Origin of the sequence: Cypionkella sp., assembly GCF_028290025.1 — a bacterium.
In the GTDB taxonomy this organism is placed as follows: Bacteria; Pseudomonadota; Alphaproteobacteria; order Rhodobacterales; family Rhodobacteraceae; genus Cypionkella.
On the sequence record NZ_JAQGKQ010000004.1, the window covers coordinates 39,797 to 54,261 of the forward strand.

9 protein-coding genes are annotated in these 14,465 nt (G+C 60.8%); 7 read left to right on the forward strand and 2 right to left on the reverse strand.

Annotation, left to right across the window (positions count from 1 at the left end):
- Positions 1 to 120: 120 nt before the first annotated feature.
- Positions 121 to 3,603, reverse strand: a complete 3,483-nt coding sequence (gene dnaE / locus JWS10_RS00520; protein WP_299503748.1) for a DNA polymerase III subunit alpha — start codon at positions 3,601 to 3,603, stop codon at positions 121 to 123.
- Between the two features lie 227 nt (positions 3,604 to 3,830).
- Here dnaE and xdhA point away from each other — a divergent pair, with 227 nt between their 5' ends.
- From xdhA to JWS10_RS00540, 4 genes are read left to right on the forward strand one after another with little or no spacing between them, the layout of a single operon-like run.
- Positions 3,831 to 5,234 (forward strand): xanthine dehydrogenase small subunit, encoded by a 1,404-nt coding sequence (xdhA, locus tag JWS10_RS00525; RefSeq protein WP_299503749.1) that lies wholly within the window; start codon positions 3,831 to 3,833, stop codon positions 5,232 to 5,234.
- Entirely contained in the window at positions 5,231 to 7,573 is a 2,343-nt protein-coding gene (gene xdhB / locus JWS10_RS00530) for a xanthine dehydrogenase molybdopterin binding subunit (RefSeq protein WP_299503750.1), read from the forward strand. The genes xdhA and xdhB overlap by 4 nt, the downstream gene beginning before the upstream one ends.
- Positions 7,566 to 8,507, forward strand: a complete 942-nt coding sequence (xdhC, locus tag JWS10_RS00535) for a xanthine dehydrogenase accessory protein XdhC (protein ID WP_299503752.1) — start codon at positions 7,566 to 7,568, stop codon at positions 8,505 to 8,507. The genes xdhB and xdhC overlap by 8 nt, the downstream gene beginning before the upstream one ends.
- Positions 8,508 to 8,556: 49 nt before the next feature.
- Complete coding sequence (locus JWS10_RS00540) at positions 8,557 to 9,846, forward strand: amidohydrolase family protein (RefSeq protein WP_299503754.1); 1,290 nt, start codon at positions 8,557 to 8,559, stop codon at positions 9,844 to 9,846.
- Positions 9,847 to 9,919: 73 nt separating this feature from the next.
- On the opposite strand, the gene JWS10_RS00545 is transcribed toward JWS10_RS00540, so the two are convergent.
- Complete coding sequence (locus JWS10_RS00545; protein ID WP_299503756.1) at positions 9,920 to 10,399, reverse strand: nucleoside deaminase; 480 nt, start codon at positions 10,397 to 10,399, stop codon at positions 9,920 to 9,922.
- A gap of 472 nt (positions 10,400 to 10,871) precedes the next feature.
- Between JWS10_RS00545 and JWS10_RS00550 the strand changes: the two genes are divergently transcribed.
- The 3 genes from JWS10_RS00550 to JWS10_RS00560 are packed head-to-tail and all read left to right on the forward strand — an operon-like array spanning position 10,872 to position 14,456.
- Positions 10,872 to 12,428 carry an ABC transporter ATP-binding protein gene (locus tag JWS10_RS00550; RefSeq protein ID WP_299503758.1) on the forward strand — a complete coding sequence of 519 codons (1,557 nt, stop codon included), beginning with the start codon at positions 10,872 to 10,874 and terminating at the stop codon, positions 12,426 to 12,428.
- On the forward strand, positions 12,418 to 13,515 hold the full coding sequence (locus JWS10_RS00555) for an ABC transporter permease (protein WP_299503760.1): 1,098 nt from the start codon (positions 12,418 to 12,420) through the stop codon (positions 13,513 to 13,515). Before JWS10_RS00550 ends, JWS10_RS00555 begins: the two co-directional genes overlap by 11 nt.
- Positions 13,512 to 14,456, forward strand: a complete 945-nt coding sequence (locus tag JWS10_RS00560) for an ABC transporter permease (protein ID WP_299503762.1) — start codon at positions 13,512 to 13,514, stop codon at positions 14,454 to 14,456. Before JWS10_RS00555 ends, JWS10_RS00560 begins: the two co-directional genes overlap by 4 nt.
- Positions 14,457 to 14,465 lie beyond the last annotated feature (9 nt).

The following is a 14,465-nucleotide window of genomic DNA, read 5'->3' on the forward strand; positions in this document are numbered from 1 at the left end:
CTTACCGGCCCACACCAGCAAACAACCACTTTATTCTCTTTGGCAAAGATTGACCCGTCATGCCAGCCCTTGAGGCGCAAAAGCCTCAGAACCCAGCCCGCGTTGCTCAGAAGTTAGGCGTCAGACCTCTTCCACCATCACCACGCCCTGCATCGCCTTGATCGCGCCCTTGATTTGCGCGGTCACCGGATAGCTTTGCGGCAGCGTCAGATCAATCTCGCGGCCCTGATCGTCCGGCACACAAAGCGTGATCTGCGCCTTGTTGCGCCCCTCCACCTTGGCCAAAAGCATGGCAATAGACACCGCCGCCTCAGCCCGGTTCAAATGGATGCGCAGCGCCTGCGCCCCCGCCGCATCCGCCACCTGATCAATCGGCTGCACCGCATTGGCGAGCAGTTTCAGCGTGTCGCCCTCCAGCTCAGCCTTCACCGTCAGGACCACATTGCGCCCCGGCTCCAGCAGATCGCGCGCGGCTTCCAGCGTATCCGAGAAAACCGTCACCTCATAAAGCCCGGTCGGATCGGACAGCGACACAAAGGCAAAGCGATTGCCCTTCGCCGATTTGCGCTCTTGCTTCGACGACACCGAGCCTGCAATTTTGGCGATACACGCCCCACGCTCGGCTTTCAGCGTCACTTCCGTCAGGGTTAAAACATCCCGGCGTTTCAGCGCCGACATATAGTCATCCAGCGGATGCCCCGACAGATAAAACCCAATCGCCAGATGCTCTTGCGTCAACCGCTCCACCGGCAACCAATCATCGCGGAATGCCAGACGCGGTTCAGGAATATCCGCGCCAGCCTCACCGAACAGACTGACTTGGTTAGAGGATTGCGCCTCATGGATCGCCGCCGAATAAGCCACCAGCGCATCCAACGCCTCAAACACCCGCGCCCGATTGCCATCGAGCACATCAAACGCCCCGGCCCGCGCCAGCATCTCCAACGGACGCTTGCCGACCCGCTTCATATCCACCCGTCGCGCAAAATCGAACAGAGTCGCAAACGGCTTCAGGCCCCGCGCCGTCACGATCAACCCCATCGCCTCCGGCCCGACCCCCTTCAGCGCGCCCAGAGCATAAACCACCGCCCCATCGCGCACCGAGAACGTCGCAAGCGATGCATTCACACAAGGCGCGACCGTCTTGATACCCAGCTTGCCAATCTCGCGCTTATAAACCGCTAGCTTGTCGGTCAGATGAATATCGCAGTTCATCACCCCGGCCATAAACTCAACCGGATGGTTCGCCTTCAGCCAAGCGGTCTGATAACTAACCACCGCATAGGCCGCCGCGTGGGATTTGTTAAAGCCGTAGTTGGCAAATTTCTCCAGCAAGTCAAAGACTTCACCCGCCTTCTTCGCATCAACATTATGCGTCTTCTTCGCACCCTCGACAAACTTCGGCCGCTCCTTCGCCATCTCCTCCGCGATCTTTTTACCCATCGCGCGACGCAGCAAATCCGCGCCCCCCAGAGAATATCCCCCCATCACCTGAGCGATCTGCATAACCTGCTCTTGGTAAACGATAATCCCCTGCGTCTCGGCAAGAATATGGTCAATCGTCGGGTGAATAGACTCCAAGTCTTTCAGCCCGTTCTTAACCTCACAATAGGTCGGGATGTTCTCCATCGGCCCCGGTCGATACAGCGCCACCAAGGCCACAATATCCTCGATGCAGGTCGGCTTCATCCGCCGCAAAGCATCCATCATGCCGCTGGATTCCACCTGAAACACCGCGACCGTCTTCGCCGCCGCATAAAGCTCATACGATGCCTTATCGTCCAACGGAATAAGCCCGATGTCGTTCTCCGCCCCCGGTTTCGCCTCGTAAAGCACCCGGCCATCGGCGGCCTTATTCAACGCGCGCCCGCCGTCGATAATCTGATCAATCGCATTCTGAATCACCGTCAGCGTCTTCAGCCCAAGAAAATCGAACTTCACCAGCCCCGCTTGTTCCACCCATTTCATGTTGAACTGCGTCGCAGGCATGTCCGATTTCGGGTCTTGATAGAGCGGCACCAATTCATCCAGCGGACGATCGCCAATCACCACCCCGGCCGCATGAGTGGAGGCGTTGCGATACAGCCCCTCAAGCTGCGCGCCATAATTCAACAGCCGCGCAACCACTTCCTCTTTCGCCGCCTCGCGCAGCCGAGGCTCATCCGCCAACGCTTTGGTAATGCTGACAGGTTTCACCCCCTCCACCGGGATCATCTTCGACAGCCGGTCCACCTGCCCATAAGACATCTGCAACACCCGACCCACATCGCGCACCGCCGCTTTCGACAGCAACGCGCCGAAGGTGATGATCTGCCCGACCTTATCGCGGCCATACTTGGCTTGGACGTATTGAATAACCTCGCCCCGGCGATCCATGCAGAAGTCGATGTCAAAGTCGGGCATACTGACCCGCTCAGGGTTCAAAAACCGCTCAAACAGCAAGGCGTAACGCAGCGGATCAAGGTCAGTGATCGTCAGCGCATAAGCCACCAAAGACCCCGCACCCGACCCCCGCCCCGGCCCCACCGGAATACCCCGTTTCTTCGCCCAGCCAATAAAATCCGCCACGATCAGGAAATAGCCCGGAAACCCCATCTTCTCGATGATCCCGAGCTCAAAATCCAACCGCGCCTGATATTCCTCCACCGTCACCGCATGAGGAATAATCGCCAGCCGAGCCTGCAATCCCTCATTGGCCTGACGCCTGAGCTCATTCACCTCATCATCGGCAAACTTCGGCAGGATCGGATTGCGCTTGAACGCCGCAAACGCACAGCGCCGCGCGATCTCCACCGTATTTTCCACCGCCTCTGGCAGATCGGCGAACAGCGTCACCATCTCGGCCTCGGTCTTGAAATAATGCTGCGGCGTTAACCGTCTACGAGGTTGCTGCTGATCGACATAAGCCCCCTCCGCAATGCAGATCAGCGCATCATGCGCCTCATACATCGTCGCCGCCGGAAAATAGACGTCATTGGTCGCCACCAGCGGCAGGTCCAGCTCATACGCCGTCTCAATAAACCACCGCTCCGTCGCGCTTTCGGCATCCGTCAGCCGCCCGCCCTCACCCGGATGACGCTGCAATTCGACATACAACCGCCCCGGATAGGCCGCAGCCAACCGCTCCAACAACACCCGAGCCTTAGGCAACTGCGCCGTCTGCACCAACCGCCCCAAAGGCCCATCCGCCCCGCCCGTCAAACAGATCAACCCGCCCGAATACCGCTCCAACTCGGCAACCGTCACCTCCGGCAAAGCCCCAGCCTTGTCGATATACAGACAAGAGTTCAGCTTCATCAGGTTCATATAACCCGCTTCATTCTGCGCCAGCAAAACCATCGAAGCCGCAGCCTTCAGCTTCTCCCCCGCCACCCCCGGATCATAAGCCACCGAGACCTGACACCCCACAATCGGCTGCAAACCTGCATCACGCGCGTAAACCGAAAACTCCAACGCCGCGAACATGTTATTGCTATCCGTCACCGCCACCGCAGGCATCTGATGCTTCACGCAAAGCTTGATCAATGCCTTCACGGGCACGGCACCCTCCAACAACGAATGTTCGGTATGGGTGCGCAGATGGATGAATCGAGGTGCTGACATGGGCCTAGCCTAAACAACCAGCAGCCAGAACAAAACCCCGCCCGATTGCTCGGCAAATCCTGAAACTGCTTTGTGCATCGCCAAGAAGGTAGTGCTTGCCAAACCAACGCAAGGCAGGCTTGATAAAGCAATACGTTAGACCAATCTAAAGGCCAGCGCCCCCGCTTTACGCCGCATCGGGCGGGCGCGCGACAGGCTGATACCAAAAGACCGCGGCAGGATGAACCATGACCGAGACAGCGTTTCTCTTGAACGGAACGCCGGTGCGCATCGCGGGCGGCAGCCCGACGCGCACCCTTTTGGAATACCTGCGCGAAGATAAATCGCTCTGCGGCACCAAAGAGGGCTGCAACGAAGGCGATTGCGGCGCCTGCACAGTAATGGTCACCGACGCGAACGGCCCGAAAGCCCTGAACGCCTGCATATTGTTCCTTCCGCAACTGCACGGCAAAGCCGTCCGCACCGTCGAAGGCATCTCCGGCCCGAACGGCGAACTCCACCCCGTCCAGTCCGAGATGATCGCCCACCACGGCAGCCAATGCGGCTTTTGCACCCCCGGTTTCATCGCCTCAATGGCCACCGCCCACACGCAAGGCCGCACCGATCACGACACCACCCTCGCCGGAAACCTCTGCCGTTGCACCGGCTACGCCCCCATCATCCGCGCCGCCATCGCCGCCTCCACCACCCCAATCCCCGACTGGATGCACACCGACAAGGTCATCCTCTCTGCGGAAATATCCTCGGAGGGGTCCGGGGAGGCAGACAGCCTCCCCGGCGCGTTCCACCCACGCAACTCCGATGATCTCGCCGACTGGTATGTCAAAAACCCCACCGCCACGCTAATCGCGGGGGCCACCGATGTCGGCCTCTGGGTCACCAAACAACTCCGCGACCTCGGCCAAGTAGCCTTCCTCAACGCCGTCACCGACCTGCAACAGATCGAGCACTCCCCCGGCCAACTCCACATCGGCGCTGCCGTCACCATCGCCCAACTGCGCGAAGCCCTGCTCCCACTGCACCCGTCCTTCGCCGAAATGCTGCGCCGCTACGCCTCCGAGCAAATCCGCAACGCCGCCACAATCGGCGGCAACATCGCCAACGGCTCGCCGATCGGCGACGGCCCGCCCGCCCTGATCGCCCTCGGCGCCACCCTCCACCTGCGCAAAGGCGACGAAATCCGCACCATCCCGCTTGAGTCGTTCTTCATCGAATACCGCAAACAAGACCGCCACCCCGGCGAGTTCGTGGCCGGCATCACCATCCCCTCCACCGCGCCAAACCTACGCTGCTACAAACTTACCAAACGCTTCGACCAAGACATCTCCGCCGTGCTCGGCTGCTTCAACATCACCACCGAAAGCGGTCAAATCACAGCCGCTCGCATCGCCTTCGGCGGCATGGCCGGCATCCCGAAACGCGCCACCCATGTCGAAAACGCCATCCTAAACAAACCCTTCACCTTCGAGACCCTGCAAGCTGCCCTCCCCCGGTTCACCCAAGATTTCCAACCCCTCACCGACATGCGCGCCTCCGCCACCTACCGCCTGACCACCGCGCAAAACCTGCTCATCCGCTACTTCCACGACCTCGCAGGCACCAAAACCAACGTGTTGGAGGTCGCACTATGACCATGGGCAAACCCCTTCCACACGACAGCGCCCCGCTGCATGTCACCGGCCAAGCCCGTTATCTCGATGACATTCCGCTGCCCGCAAACACCCTGCACGCCGCCTTCGGCCTAAGCACCTGCGCCCACGGCACCATCACCGCCATCGACCTTTCCGCCGTCCGCGCAGCCTCCGGCGTCATCAAAGTCTACAGCGCCGCCGACTTCGCCGAGATGCCAGATTGCTCCCCCTCCACCCACGACGAACCCCTGCTCGCCACCGGAACCGTGCATCACGCAGGCCAACCCGTCTTCCTCGTCATCGCCGACACCCACCTAAACGCCCGCAAAGCCGCTCGCCTCGGAGCCGTCACCTACGCCGAACTCCCCGCCCTGCTGACCGTTGATCAAGCCCTCGCCGCCAACTCCCGCTTTGAGCAAGGCCCGATCATTTGGGCCAAAGGCGACGCAGCCCACGCCATCGCCACCGCCCCACAAATCATCGAGGGCACAGTGGAGGTTGGCGGCCAAGAGCACTTCTACCTCGAAGGCCAGATCGCCGCCGCCATCCCGCAAGAAGACGGCGTCCACATCTATTCCTCAACCCAGCACCCCACCGAAATCCAACACAAAGTAGCCCACGCACTGCACCTTCCCATGTCCGCCGTGCGCGTTGAAACCCGCCGGATGGGAGGCGGTTTTGGCGGCAAGGAATCCCAAGGCAACGCTCTCGCCATCGCCTGCGCCATTGCCGCGAACGACCTGAACAAACCTTGCAAAATGCGCTACGACCGCGACGATGACATGATGATCACCGGCAAACGCCACGATCTGCGCATCACCTACCGCGCCGGGATCGACGCCGAAGGCCGCATCCTCGGCCTAGATTTCATTCACCTCGTGCGCTGCGGTTGGGCGCAAGACCTGTCCCTCGCCGTCGCCGACCGCGCCATGCTGCACGCCGACAACTGCTACCACCTCCCCGACGTTCGCATTGAATCGCACCGCCTGAAAACCAACACCCAATCCGCCACCGCCTACCGCGGCTTCGGCGGCCCGCAAGGCATCATCGGCATCGAACGCGTCATCGACCACATTGCCCATACGCTCAAAAAAGACCCCAACGAGATCCGCAAACTCAACTACTATCGCGCCGCCGACCTTACCGGCCCCGGCACCGGCCACCGCACAGGTTCCACCTATTCCCCCGCCAACTCCGCCCCGCAAACCACCCCCTACTTCATGGAGGTCGAAGATTTCATCGGCCAAGACATCCACGACGCGTTGGAGAAATCGAGCAATTACGCCGCCCGCCGCGCCGAAATCACCGCGTGGAATAGCACAAATCCAATCCTGAAGCGTGGCATCGCCTTCACGCCGGTCAAGTTCGGCATCTCCTTCACCCTCACATGGCTGAACCAAGCGGGCGCGCTGGTGCATGTCTACCAAGACGGCTCGATCCACCTAAACCACGGCGGCACCGAGATGGGTCAGGGCCTGAACCAAAAGGTAGCCCAAGTCGCAGCCTCGGTATTCGGCGTTGACACATCACAGATCAAAATCACCGCCACCGACACCGCGAAAGTCCCCAACACTTCCGCCACCGCCGCCTCATCTGGGGCCGATATGAACGGCATGGCGGCGCAAAATGCCTGCGAGATCATCCGGCAACGCATGGCCGATTTCCTGTCCGACAAACTCGGCAGCCAAGCCAACGAAATCCGCTTCGAGAACGGCGAAATGCGCGCTGGCGGCCAAACCTTCCCCTTCGCGCAAGTCGTCGCTTGGGCCTACCAAGCCCGGATTTCCCTGTCCTCCACCGGCTTTTACGCCACCCCTAAAATCAACTGGGACCGCGTCAAAGGCCAAGGCCGCCCGTTCCTCTATTTCGCCTACGGAGCCGCCGTTACCGAGGTCGTGATCGACACCCTCACCGGCGAAAACCGCATCCTGCGCACCGACATCCTGCACGACGCCGGAACCTCGCTAAACCCCGCCCTAGACATCGGCCAAGTCGAAGGCGCCTACGTTCAAGGCGCAGGCTGGCTCACCACCGAAGAACTGGTCTGGAACGCCAAAGGCGGCCTCACCACCCACGCGCCCAGCACCTACAAAATCCCCGCCTGCTCCGACCGCCCGCCCATATTTAACGTCGCGCTCTGGGACAAACCCAACCGAGAAGACACCGTCGGCAAGTCCAAAGCCGTCGGCGAACCCCCCTTCAACCTCGGCGTCTCCGCCTTCCTCGCCCTCTCCGACGCCATAGCCGCCTGCGGAGACGGCACCCGCTACCCCGGACTCGACGCCCCCGCCACCCCCGAACGCATCCTTGCCGCCGTTCAGGCTCAGCGCCATGTTTGACCTCACCGCCCTCACCCAAACCGTAACCCAACACGGCCCCACCGCCCGCATTGTCATAGCCGCCCACAAAGGCTCCTCCCCCCGCGAAGTCGGAGCCTCCATGCTGGTCTGGGATTCGAAAGACTCCGGCGGCCAGTCCGGCACCATCGGCGGTGGAGCGTTAGAGCATCAAGCCACAGAACACGCCCGCACCCTCTTGCAGTCTCATACAAAATCCCTCACCCACACCGCCCTCGGCCCGAAGTTAAACCAATGCTGTGGCGGTGCTGTCACTCTGTTCACCGAGGTTTTCACCGCCGCCAACCTCCCCGAACCCACGCCAATAATCGCTCGCCCCACCACCGACGCGCCCATGCCGCTCGCTGTCAAACGCCTCCTCGTATCGGCCCGCAACCAAGGCACGCTCCCCACCCCTCACCTGCTGCAAGGCTGGATGATCGAACCCCTCGCTCACCCCACTCGGCAACTCTGGATCTGGGGCGCAGGCCACGTCGGCCGCGCCCTCGTCCACACAATCGCCCCTCTCCCAGACCTCGCAATCACTTGGATCGACACCGCCCCCAACCGTTTCCCCGACCAAATCCCCGATAACACCACGGCCTTCCCCGCCCTAAACCCCGCCAACGCCGTCCCCCTCGCCCCCCTCAACGCCGAGCACCTGATCCTCACTTATTCCCACGCCCTAGACCTCGACCTCTGCCACCGCCTCCTCCTGCACGGCTTCAAATCCGCAGGCTTGATCGGCTCACAAACCAAATGGGCGCGCTTTCAATCCCGCCTGAAAGTCCTCGGCCACGCCCCCCAAACCATCGCCAAAATCACCTGTCCCATCGGCGACCCAAGCCTTGGCAAACACCCAAACGCCATCGCCATCGGAGTCGCCGCTCACCTGCTGCGCCCCACCGCCAGGGCTGCCCACACCCTCACCGCTTGACGCCCCAAGCCAAACCCGCAACCCTGCCGCAAACTTTTAAGGGGCACCGATGTTCGATCTGATCCTAAGAAACGCCAACCTCCCCGATGGCCGCAGCGGCTACGACATCGCCATCGCGGGCAACAAAATCGCGGAAATCGCCCCGAACATCCAAGCCACCGCCCATGAGGAAATCGACGCCACCGGCCGCCTCGCCTCCCCGCCCTTCGTCGATCCGCACTTCCACATGGACGCCACCCTATCCCTCGGCCTACCCAGAATGAACCGCTCCGGCACCCTACTCGAAGGCATTGCGCTCTGGGGCGAACTCCGCCCCACCCTCACCATTGACGCACTCGTGACCCGCGCCCTGCGCTACTGCGACCTCGCCGTCACTCAAGGCTTGCTCGCCATCCGCACCCATGTTGACACCTCCGACCCCAAACTCACCACCGTGCAGGCGATGCTAGAGGTGAAACGAAAGGTAAAACCTTACATCGACTTACAGCTCGTCGCCTTCCCGCAAGACGGCTACTACCGCGCCCCAGAAGGCGTCACATCCCTCACCCGCGCCCTCGACATGGGCGTCGATATCGTCGGCGGCATCCCGCACTTTGAGCGCACCATGGCCGAGGGCCAAGCCTCTGTCGAAGCCCTCTGCCGCCTCGCCGCCGACCGTGGCCTGCCCGTCGATATGCACTGCGACGAGACCGACGACCCCAACTCACGCCACGTCGAAACCCTCGCGCAACAAAGCATCCGCCACGGTTTGCAAGGCCGCGTCGCAGGCTCGCATCTCACCTCAATGCATTCGATGGACAATTACTACGTCTCAAAACTGATCCCGCTGATCGCGGAATCGCAGATGAATGTGATCCCCAATCCGCTGATCAACATCATGCTGCAAGGCCGCCACGACAGCTACCCCAAACGCCGCGGCATGACCCGCGTGCCAGAGCTGATGGCCGCGGGCGTCAACGTCTCATTCGGCCATGATTGCGTGATGGACCCGTGGTATGCGATGGGTTCCGGCGACATGCTAGAGGTCGGCCATATGGCGATCCACTCCGCACAGATGGGCAGCCTTGAGGATAAAACCAAGATTTTCAACGCTTTGACGGTGAACTCCGCCAAAACCATGGGCCTCGAAAACTACGGTCTGGAAAAAGGCCGCAATGCCGACCTGATCCTGCTGCAAGCCCGCGACCCCGCCGAAGCCCTCCGCCTGAAAGCCACCAAACTTCTGGTGATCAAGAGCGGCAAAATCATCGCCCGCACCCCTGCACGCGTCGGCGCTCTATTCCTAGAAGGCCGCCCGAGCGAAATCGACCCCGCAATCGGCTTCGCCCCCGACTACTAACTCCTCAATTTCACCTATTCATAAATATCCTCAGGGGGTGGGGCGAAGCCGAGGGGGGCAGATGCCCCCCTTTTTACCAAACCCCGACATGCACCAAAGCCGCCTCATCCTCCAGCATCGGCCCAATAACCTCAACCTGCCGCTGCCCGGCCTCAAATACCACCCGGCACGGCAAATCCAGCGTCGGGTTCTCAGGGTGGTTGCCGGTGATCTCTTTCAACTGATGCTCCGACATCCCGTAAACCACCCTCCGTAACCCGGTCCAATAAATCGCCCCCGCGCACATCGCACACGGCTCGGCCGAGGTGTAAATCGTGCACTCCCGCAGCAACTCCATCGGCAGCGAAGTCGAGGCGCGCGTCATCAAAACCCGCTCGGCATGGCCGGTCATATCGTGATCCGGCATGAACGCGTTGTGCTGCGTCATCAGCACCGCGCCATCCGGCCCGACCAAAATTGAGGCAAACGGATGCACTCCCGCCTGCTTGGCCTTTTCCGATTCCGCAATCGCCAGCCGCAGCAGCGCCACATGATCCAGTGCTTCACCCGCCATCGCCTGCTCCTTTTCTGCTCAATATCTCACGACAGAGTCGCCGCTTGCCGCTTCGCAATCAAGCCCAGTTTCGACTGCATTCTGCGGCATAAATCAGCAACAGCTTCAGCATATGCACGAAATTACGGCGCTTCTTCGGAACACACCAAAACCTGCGATCATGGAAACCATCCCTATCTCACTGAAGCTAATAACAATTTCCTTATTATCCAGCCGTCACAATTCTATCCCTCAATCCGACGCGGCGCTTGCGACCGCAAAGCCATCCAGTCTAACCTACCTCTGACCATCTGCGCAAAAACCGGGCATCCGCCGCCTTCGAAAACCACACCAAACCACCGCTTTCAAGCAAAACCATAGCCATTACCCTCCGAAACCTTGAAAGTCTTTCAACCCCAATCCGCATAGCCACCGCCGCCTGCCAAAGTGTCCACTACGCCACCGTCACCAGCCCTGAAGGAAGCCGCGCCCGATGCAAACACCGCCCCGCCTTGATCTTTCGGGCATCACCAAGCGTTTTCCCGGCGTGCTCGCCAATGATCAGGTCAGTTTTGCGGTGCAACCCGGTGAAATCCATGCGCTTTTGGGCGAGAACGGCGCGGGCAAATCGACTCTGGTGAAGATGATCTACGGCATCATGCAGCCCGACGCTGGCGAAATCCGCTGGAACGGCGAACGCATCACCATCCAGAACCCCAAAGCCGCCCGCAAGCTTGGCATCGGCATGGTATTCCAACATTTCTCGCTGTTTGAGGCGATGACGGTGCTGGAAAACATCGCGCTTGGCATGGACGCGAATATACCCGCCCGCGATCTCGAGGCGAAAATCGTCGCCGTGATGCAGCAATACGGGCTGAAGTTGGAACCCCACCGCATCGTCTCAACCCTGTCCGTAGGTGAGCGTCAACGCATCGAAATCGTCCGCGCACTCCTGCTAAAGCCCAACCTCTTGATCATGGATGAACCGACGTCTGTGCTCACCCCGCAAGAGGTTGAACAGCTTTTCGTCGTCCTGCGCCAACTCGCCTCCGAAGGCTGTTCGATCCTGTATATCAGCCATAAACTGCACGAAATCAAAGCCTTATGCCACACCGCCACCATCCTGCGCGGCGGTAAACTCGTCGATACCTGCGACCCCGCCGTAGAGACTTCCCGCTCAATGGCCGAGAAAATGATCGGTGGCAGTCTGAAAGACATTCAGCGCGGCGAAGGTCGCGCTTTGGGTACCGCTAAACTTACCGTGCAGAGCTTAAGCGTCGCCAAAGACGGCCCGTTCGGTATCGCCCTGAAAGACATCGGCTTCTCGGTCAAAGCCGGCGAAATCTTCGGCATCGCGGGCGTCGCAGGCAACGGCCAAAACGCCCTGCTGCTGGCGCTTTCCGGCGAAACCCCTTCCACCAGCCCTGAAGCCATCCAGATCGACGGCACAAGCGTCGCCCCACTCACCGCCAAACAACGCCGTCTCGCCGGCATGGCTTCGGTCCCCGAGGAGCGCAACGGCCACGCCGCCGTCCCCGATTTCAGCCTGTCCGACAACGCCATCCTCACCGCGCGCGACCGCATGGGCATGGTCTCCGGCGGCATGGTTAACGCCCACTCCGCCCGCACCTACGCAGGCGAAGTTATCGCCGCCTTCTCGGTCAAAGCCACCGGCCCCGCCGCGATGGCCGACAGCCTTTCCGGTGGCAACCTGCAAAAATTCATCATGGGCCGCGAGATCATGCAGAAACCACAGGTTCTGGTGGTCAGCCAGCCGACATGGGGCGTCGATGCAGGTGCCGCCGCTGCCATCCATCAGGCGCTGGTCGATCTTGCCGCCACCGGTTCCGCCATCGTGGTGATCAGCCAAGACCTTGATGAACTGCTATCCCTCTGCGACACGCTTGCGGTGATCAACGAAGGCCGTCTCTCCAAACCGATGCCCGTCGCGGGGGCCAATATCGAGGAAATCGGCCTGCTCATGGGCGGCGTCCACGGCGATCCCAACGCGCCCACCCATATCTCGGCGGAGGTCGCCCATGCGTATTAAGCTGGAAAAACGCCCCGCCCCCAGCACCTTCATGCTGATCGCCACCCCCATCGCCTCGGTGCTGTTAACCATGCTGATCGGTATGCTGGTGTTCGACGCCATCGGCATCGACGGCCAACGCGCCGTGGTTGATATCTTTCTGACGCCGATCCTTGCCAGCTACAAATGGCAAGACGTCGCCGTCAAAGCCGCGCCCTTAATCATCATCGCCCTCGGCCTATCCATCGGAAATCGTGCGCAAATCTGGAACATCGGCGCCGAAGGCCAATACGTTATCGGAGCACTTTGTGCCGCAGGCGTCGGCATCGCCGCTGGCCCCGACGCCCCCGCCATCACTTTAATCCCAATGATCCTCGCAGGCATCATCGGCGGCGCTGCTTGGGCCGCCATCCCCGCGCTGCTGAAAATCCGCTGGGATGTTAACGAAAACCTGACCACGCTGATGCTCACCTATGTCTCATTCCAAGTGCTAGGCTACCTCGTCGGCGGCCCGTGGAAAGACACGAACGGCCGCAACTTCCCCGCCACCGCACCGCTACCCGAGCAACTCACCCTGCCGATCCTATTCCAAGGCTCCACCGTCCACCTCGGCGTCGCAATCGCCCTCATCCTGCCGTTCATCTTCTGGCTGATCATGTCGAAATCGGTGTTCGGCTTCCAAATCCGAGTCGTAGGCTCCGCCCCGCACGCCGCCCGCCACGGCGGTTTTGACGCCAAACAAACCATCTGGGCAGCCCTTTTGATCGGCGGCGGCATGGCTGGCCTCGCAGGCGCACTCGAGTTCACCGGATCGCTCAAAGCCGTCAACCTCGGCTTCCCCTCCGGCTATGGCTTCACCGCCATTATCGTCGCCTTCCTCGGTCGCCTCAATCCCATCGGCTGCCTGATCGCAGGCATCGTCCTCGCCATCACTTACGTCGGCGGCCAGGTCGCCCAAACCACCGTCCATATCCCGAATTCCACCGCAGGCATCTTTCAAGCCATGATGCTGTTCTTCATCCTCGCCTCCGATATCCTGATCCGCTACCGCGTCCGCTTCATCCCGACAAAACCAGCCATCGCTGACAAAAAGGAAGCGCGCGTATGAGCCCGGAATTCATCATCGCCTCGATTGTCACCATCATCGGCCTCACCACACCGATCCTGCTGGCAGGCTTGGGTGAGCTTGTCACCGAGAAATCCGGCGTCTTAAACCTCGGCGTCGAAGGCATGATGCTGATGGGTGCTATCTGCGGTTTTGCCGCCACCGCCTTCACCTTCAACCCGTGGCTCGGCGTCATCGGTGCTGCGGCCGGCGGTGCCCTCTCGTCCATGCTATTCGCCATTCTCGTGCTGCAGTTAAACTCCAACCAAGTCGCCACCGGTCTCGCATTGTCGATCTTCGGCACTGGCCTATCGTCGCTGATCGGGCAATCCTTCACAGGTCGCATCGTACCACAATTCGGCTCAATCTTCCCCGACGTGCTGGCAAAAGATCCGATCTGGAAACTGTTGTTCGGCTACTCCCCGCTTGTCTATTTTGCCCTGATCATGGTGCCGCTCACCGCATGGTTCCTCAAATCCACCCGCGCCGGACTGATCCTGCGCGCGGTTGGTGAGAACGATCATTCCGCCCATTCGATCGGCTATTCGGTGACCGGAGTACGCTACGCCGCCATCGCTTTCGGCGGTGCCATGGCAGGCATCGGCGGCGCGTATTTCTCGATGGTGATCACCCCAATGTGGGCGGAGAGAATGACCGCCGGGCGCGGCTGGATCGCCCTCGCCCTCGTCGTCTTCGCTGGCTGGCGCACCGGACGCCTACTCGCCGGAGCCTACTTCTTCGGCTTCCTGATGTGGCTGGAATTGTTCGCCAAGGCCAACGGCTTCGGCAACACAATGCCGTTCCTGCAAGCAATTCCCTCGCAATTCTGGGCGGCTATGCCCTACATTATGACAGTCGTGGCGCTGACCCTGATCTCATCTCGCGGCAATGTTGGCGCATCCGCCCCGGCCTGCCTCGGCAAACCCTTTCTACCTTCTACCTAAAAACACCAA

Excerpts from the sequence above, each read along its gene's own strand:
- JWS10_RS00545 (WP_299503756.1), bottom strand. The coding sequence starts at position 10,399 with ATGGCGGGTGAAGCACTGGATCATGTGGCGCTGCTGCGGCTGGCGATT.
- dnaE (WP_299503748.1), bottom strand. The coding sequence starts at position 3,603 with ATGTCAGCACCTCGATTCATCCATCTGCGCACCCATACCGAACATTCG.
- xdhC (WP_299503752.1), top strand. The coding sequence starts at position 7,566 with ATGTTTGACCTCACCGCCCTCACCCAAACCGTAACCCAACACGGCCCC.
- JWS10_RS00550 (WP_299503758.1), top strand. The coding sequence starts at position 10,872 with ATGCAAACACCGCCCCGCCTTGATCTTTCGGGCATCACCAAGCGTTTT.
- JWS10_RS00560 (WP_299503762.1), top strand. The coding sequence starts at position 13,512 with ATGAGCCCGGAATTCATCATCGCCTCGATTGTCACCATCATCGGCCTC.
- xdhA (WP_299503749.1), top strand. The coding sequence starts at position 3,831 with ATGACCGAGACAGCGTTTCTCTTGAACGGAACGCCGGTGCGCATCGCG.
- xdhB (WP_299503750.1), top strand. The coding sequence starts at position 5,231 with ATGACCATGGGCAAACCCCTTCCACACGACAGCGCCCCGCTGCATGTC.
- JWS10_RS00540 (WP_299503754.1), top strand. The coding sequence starts at position 8,557 with ATGTTCGATCTGATCCTAAGAAACGCCAACCTCCCCGATGGCCGCAGC.
- JWS10_RS00555 (WP_299503760.1), top strand. The coding sequence starts at position 12,418 with ATGCGTATTAAGCTGGAAAAACGCCCCGCCCCCAGCACCTTCATGCTG.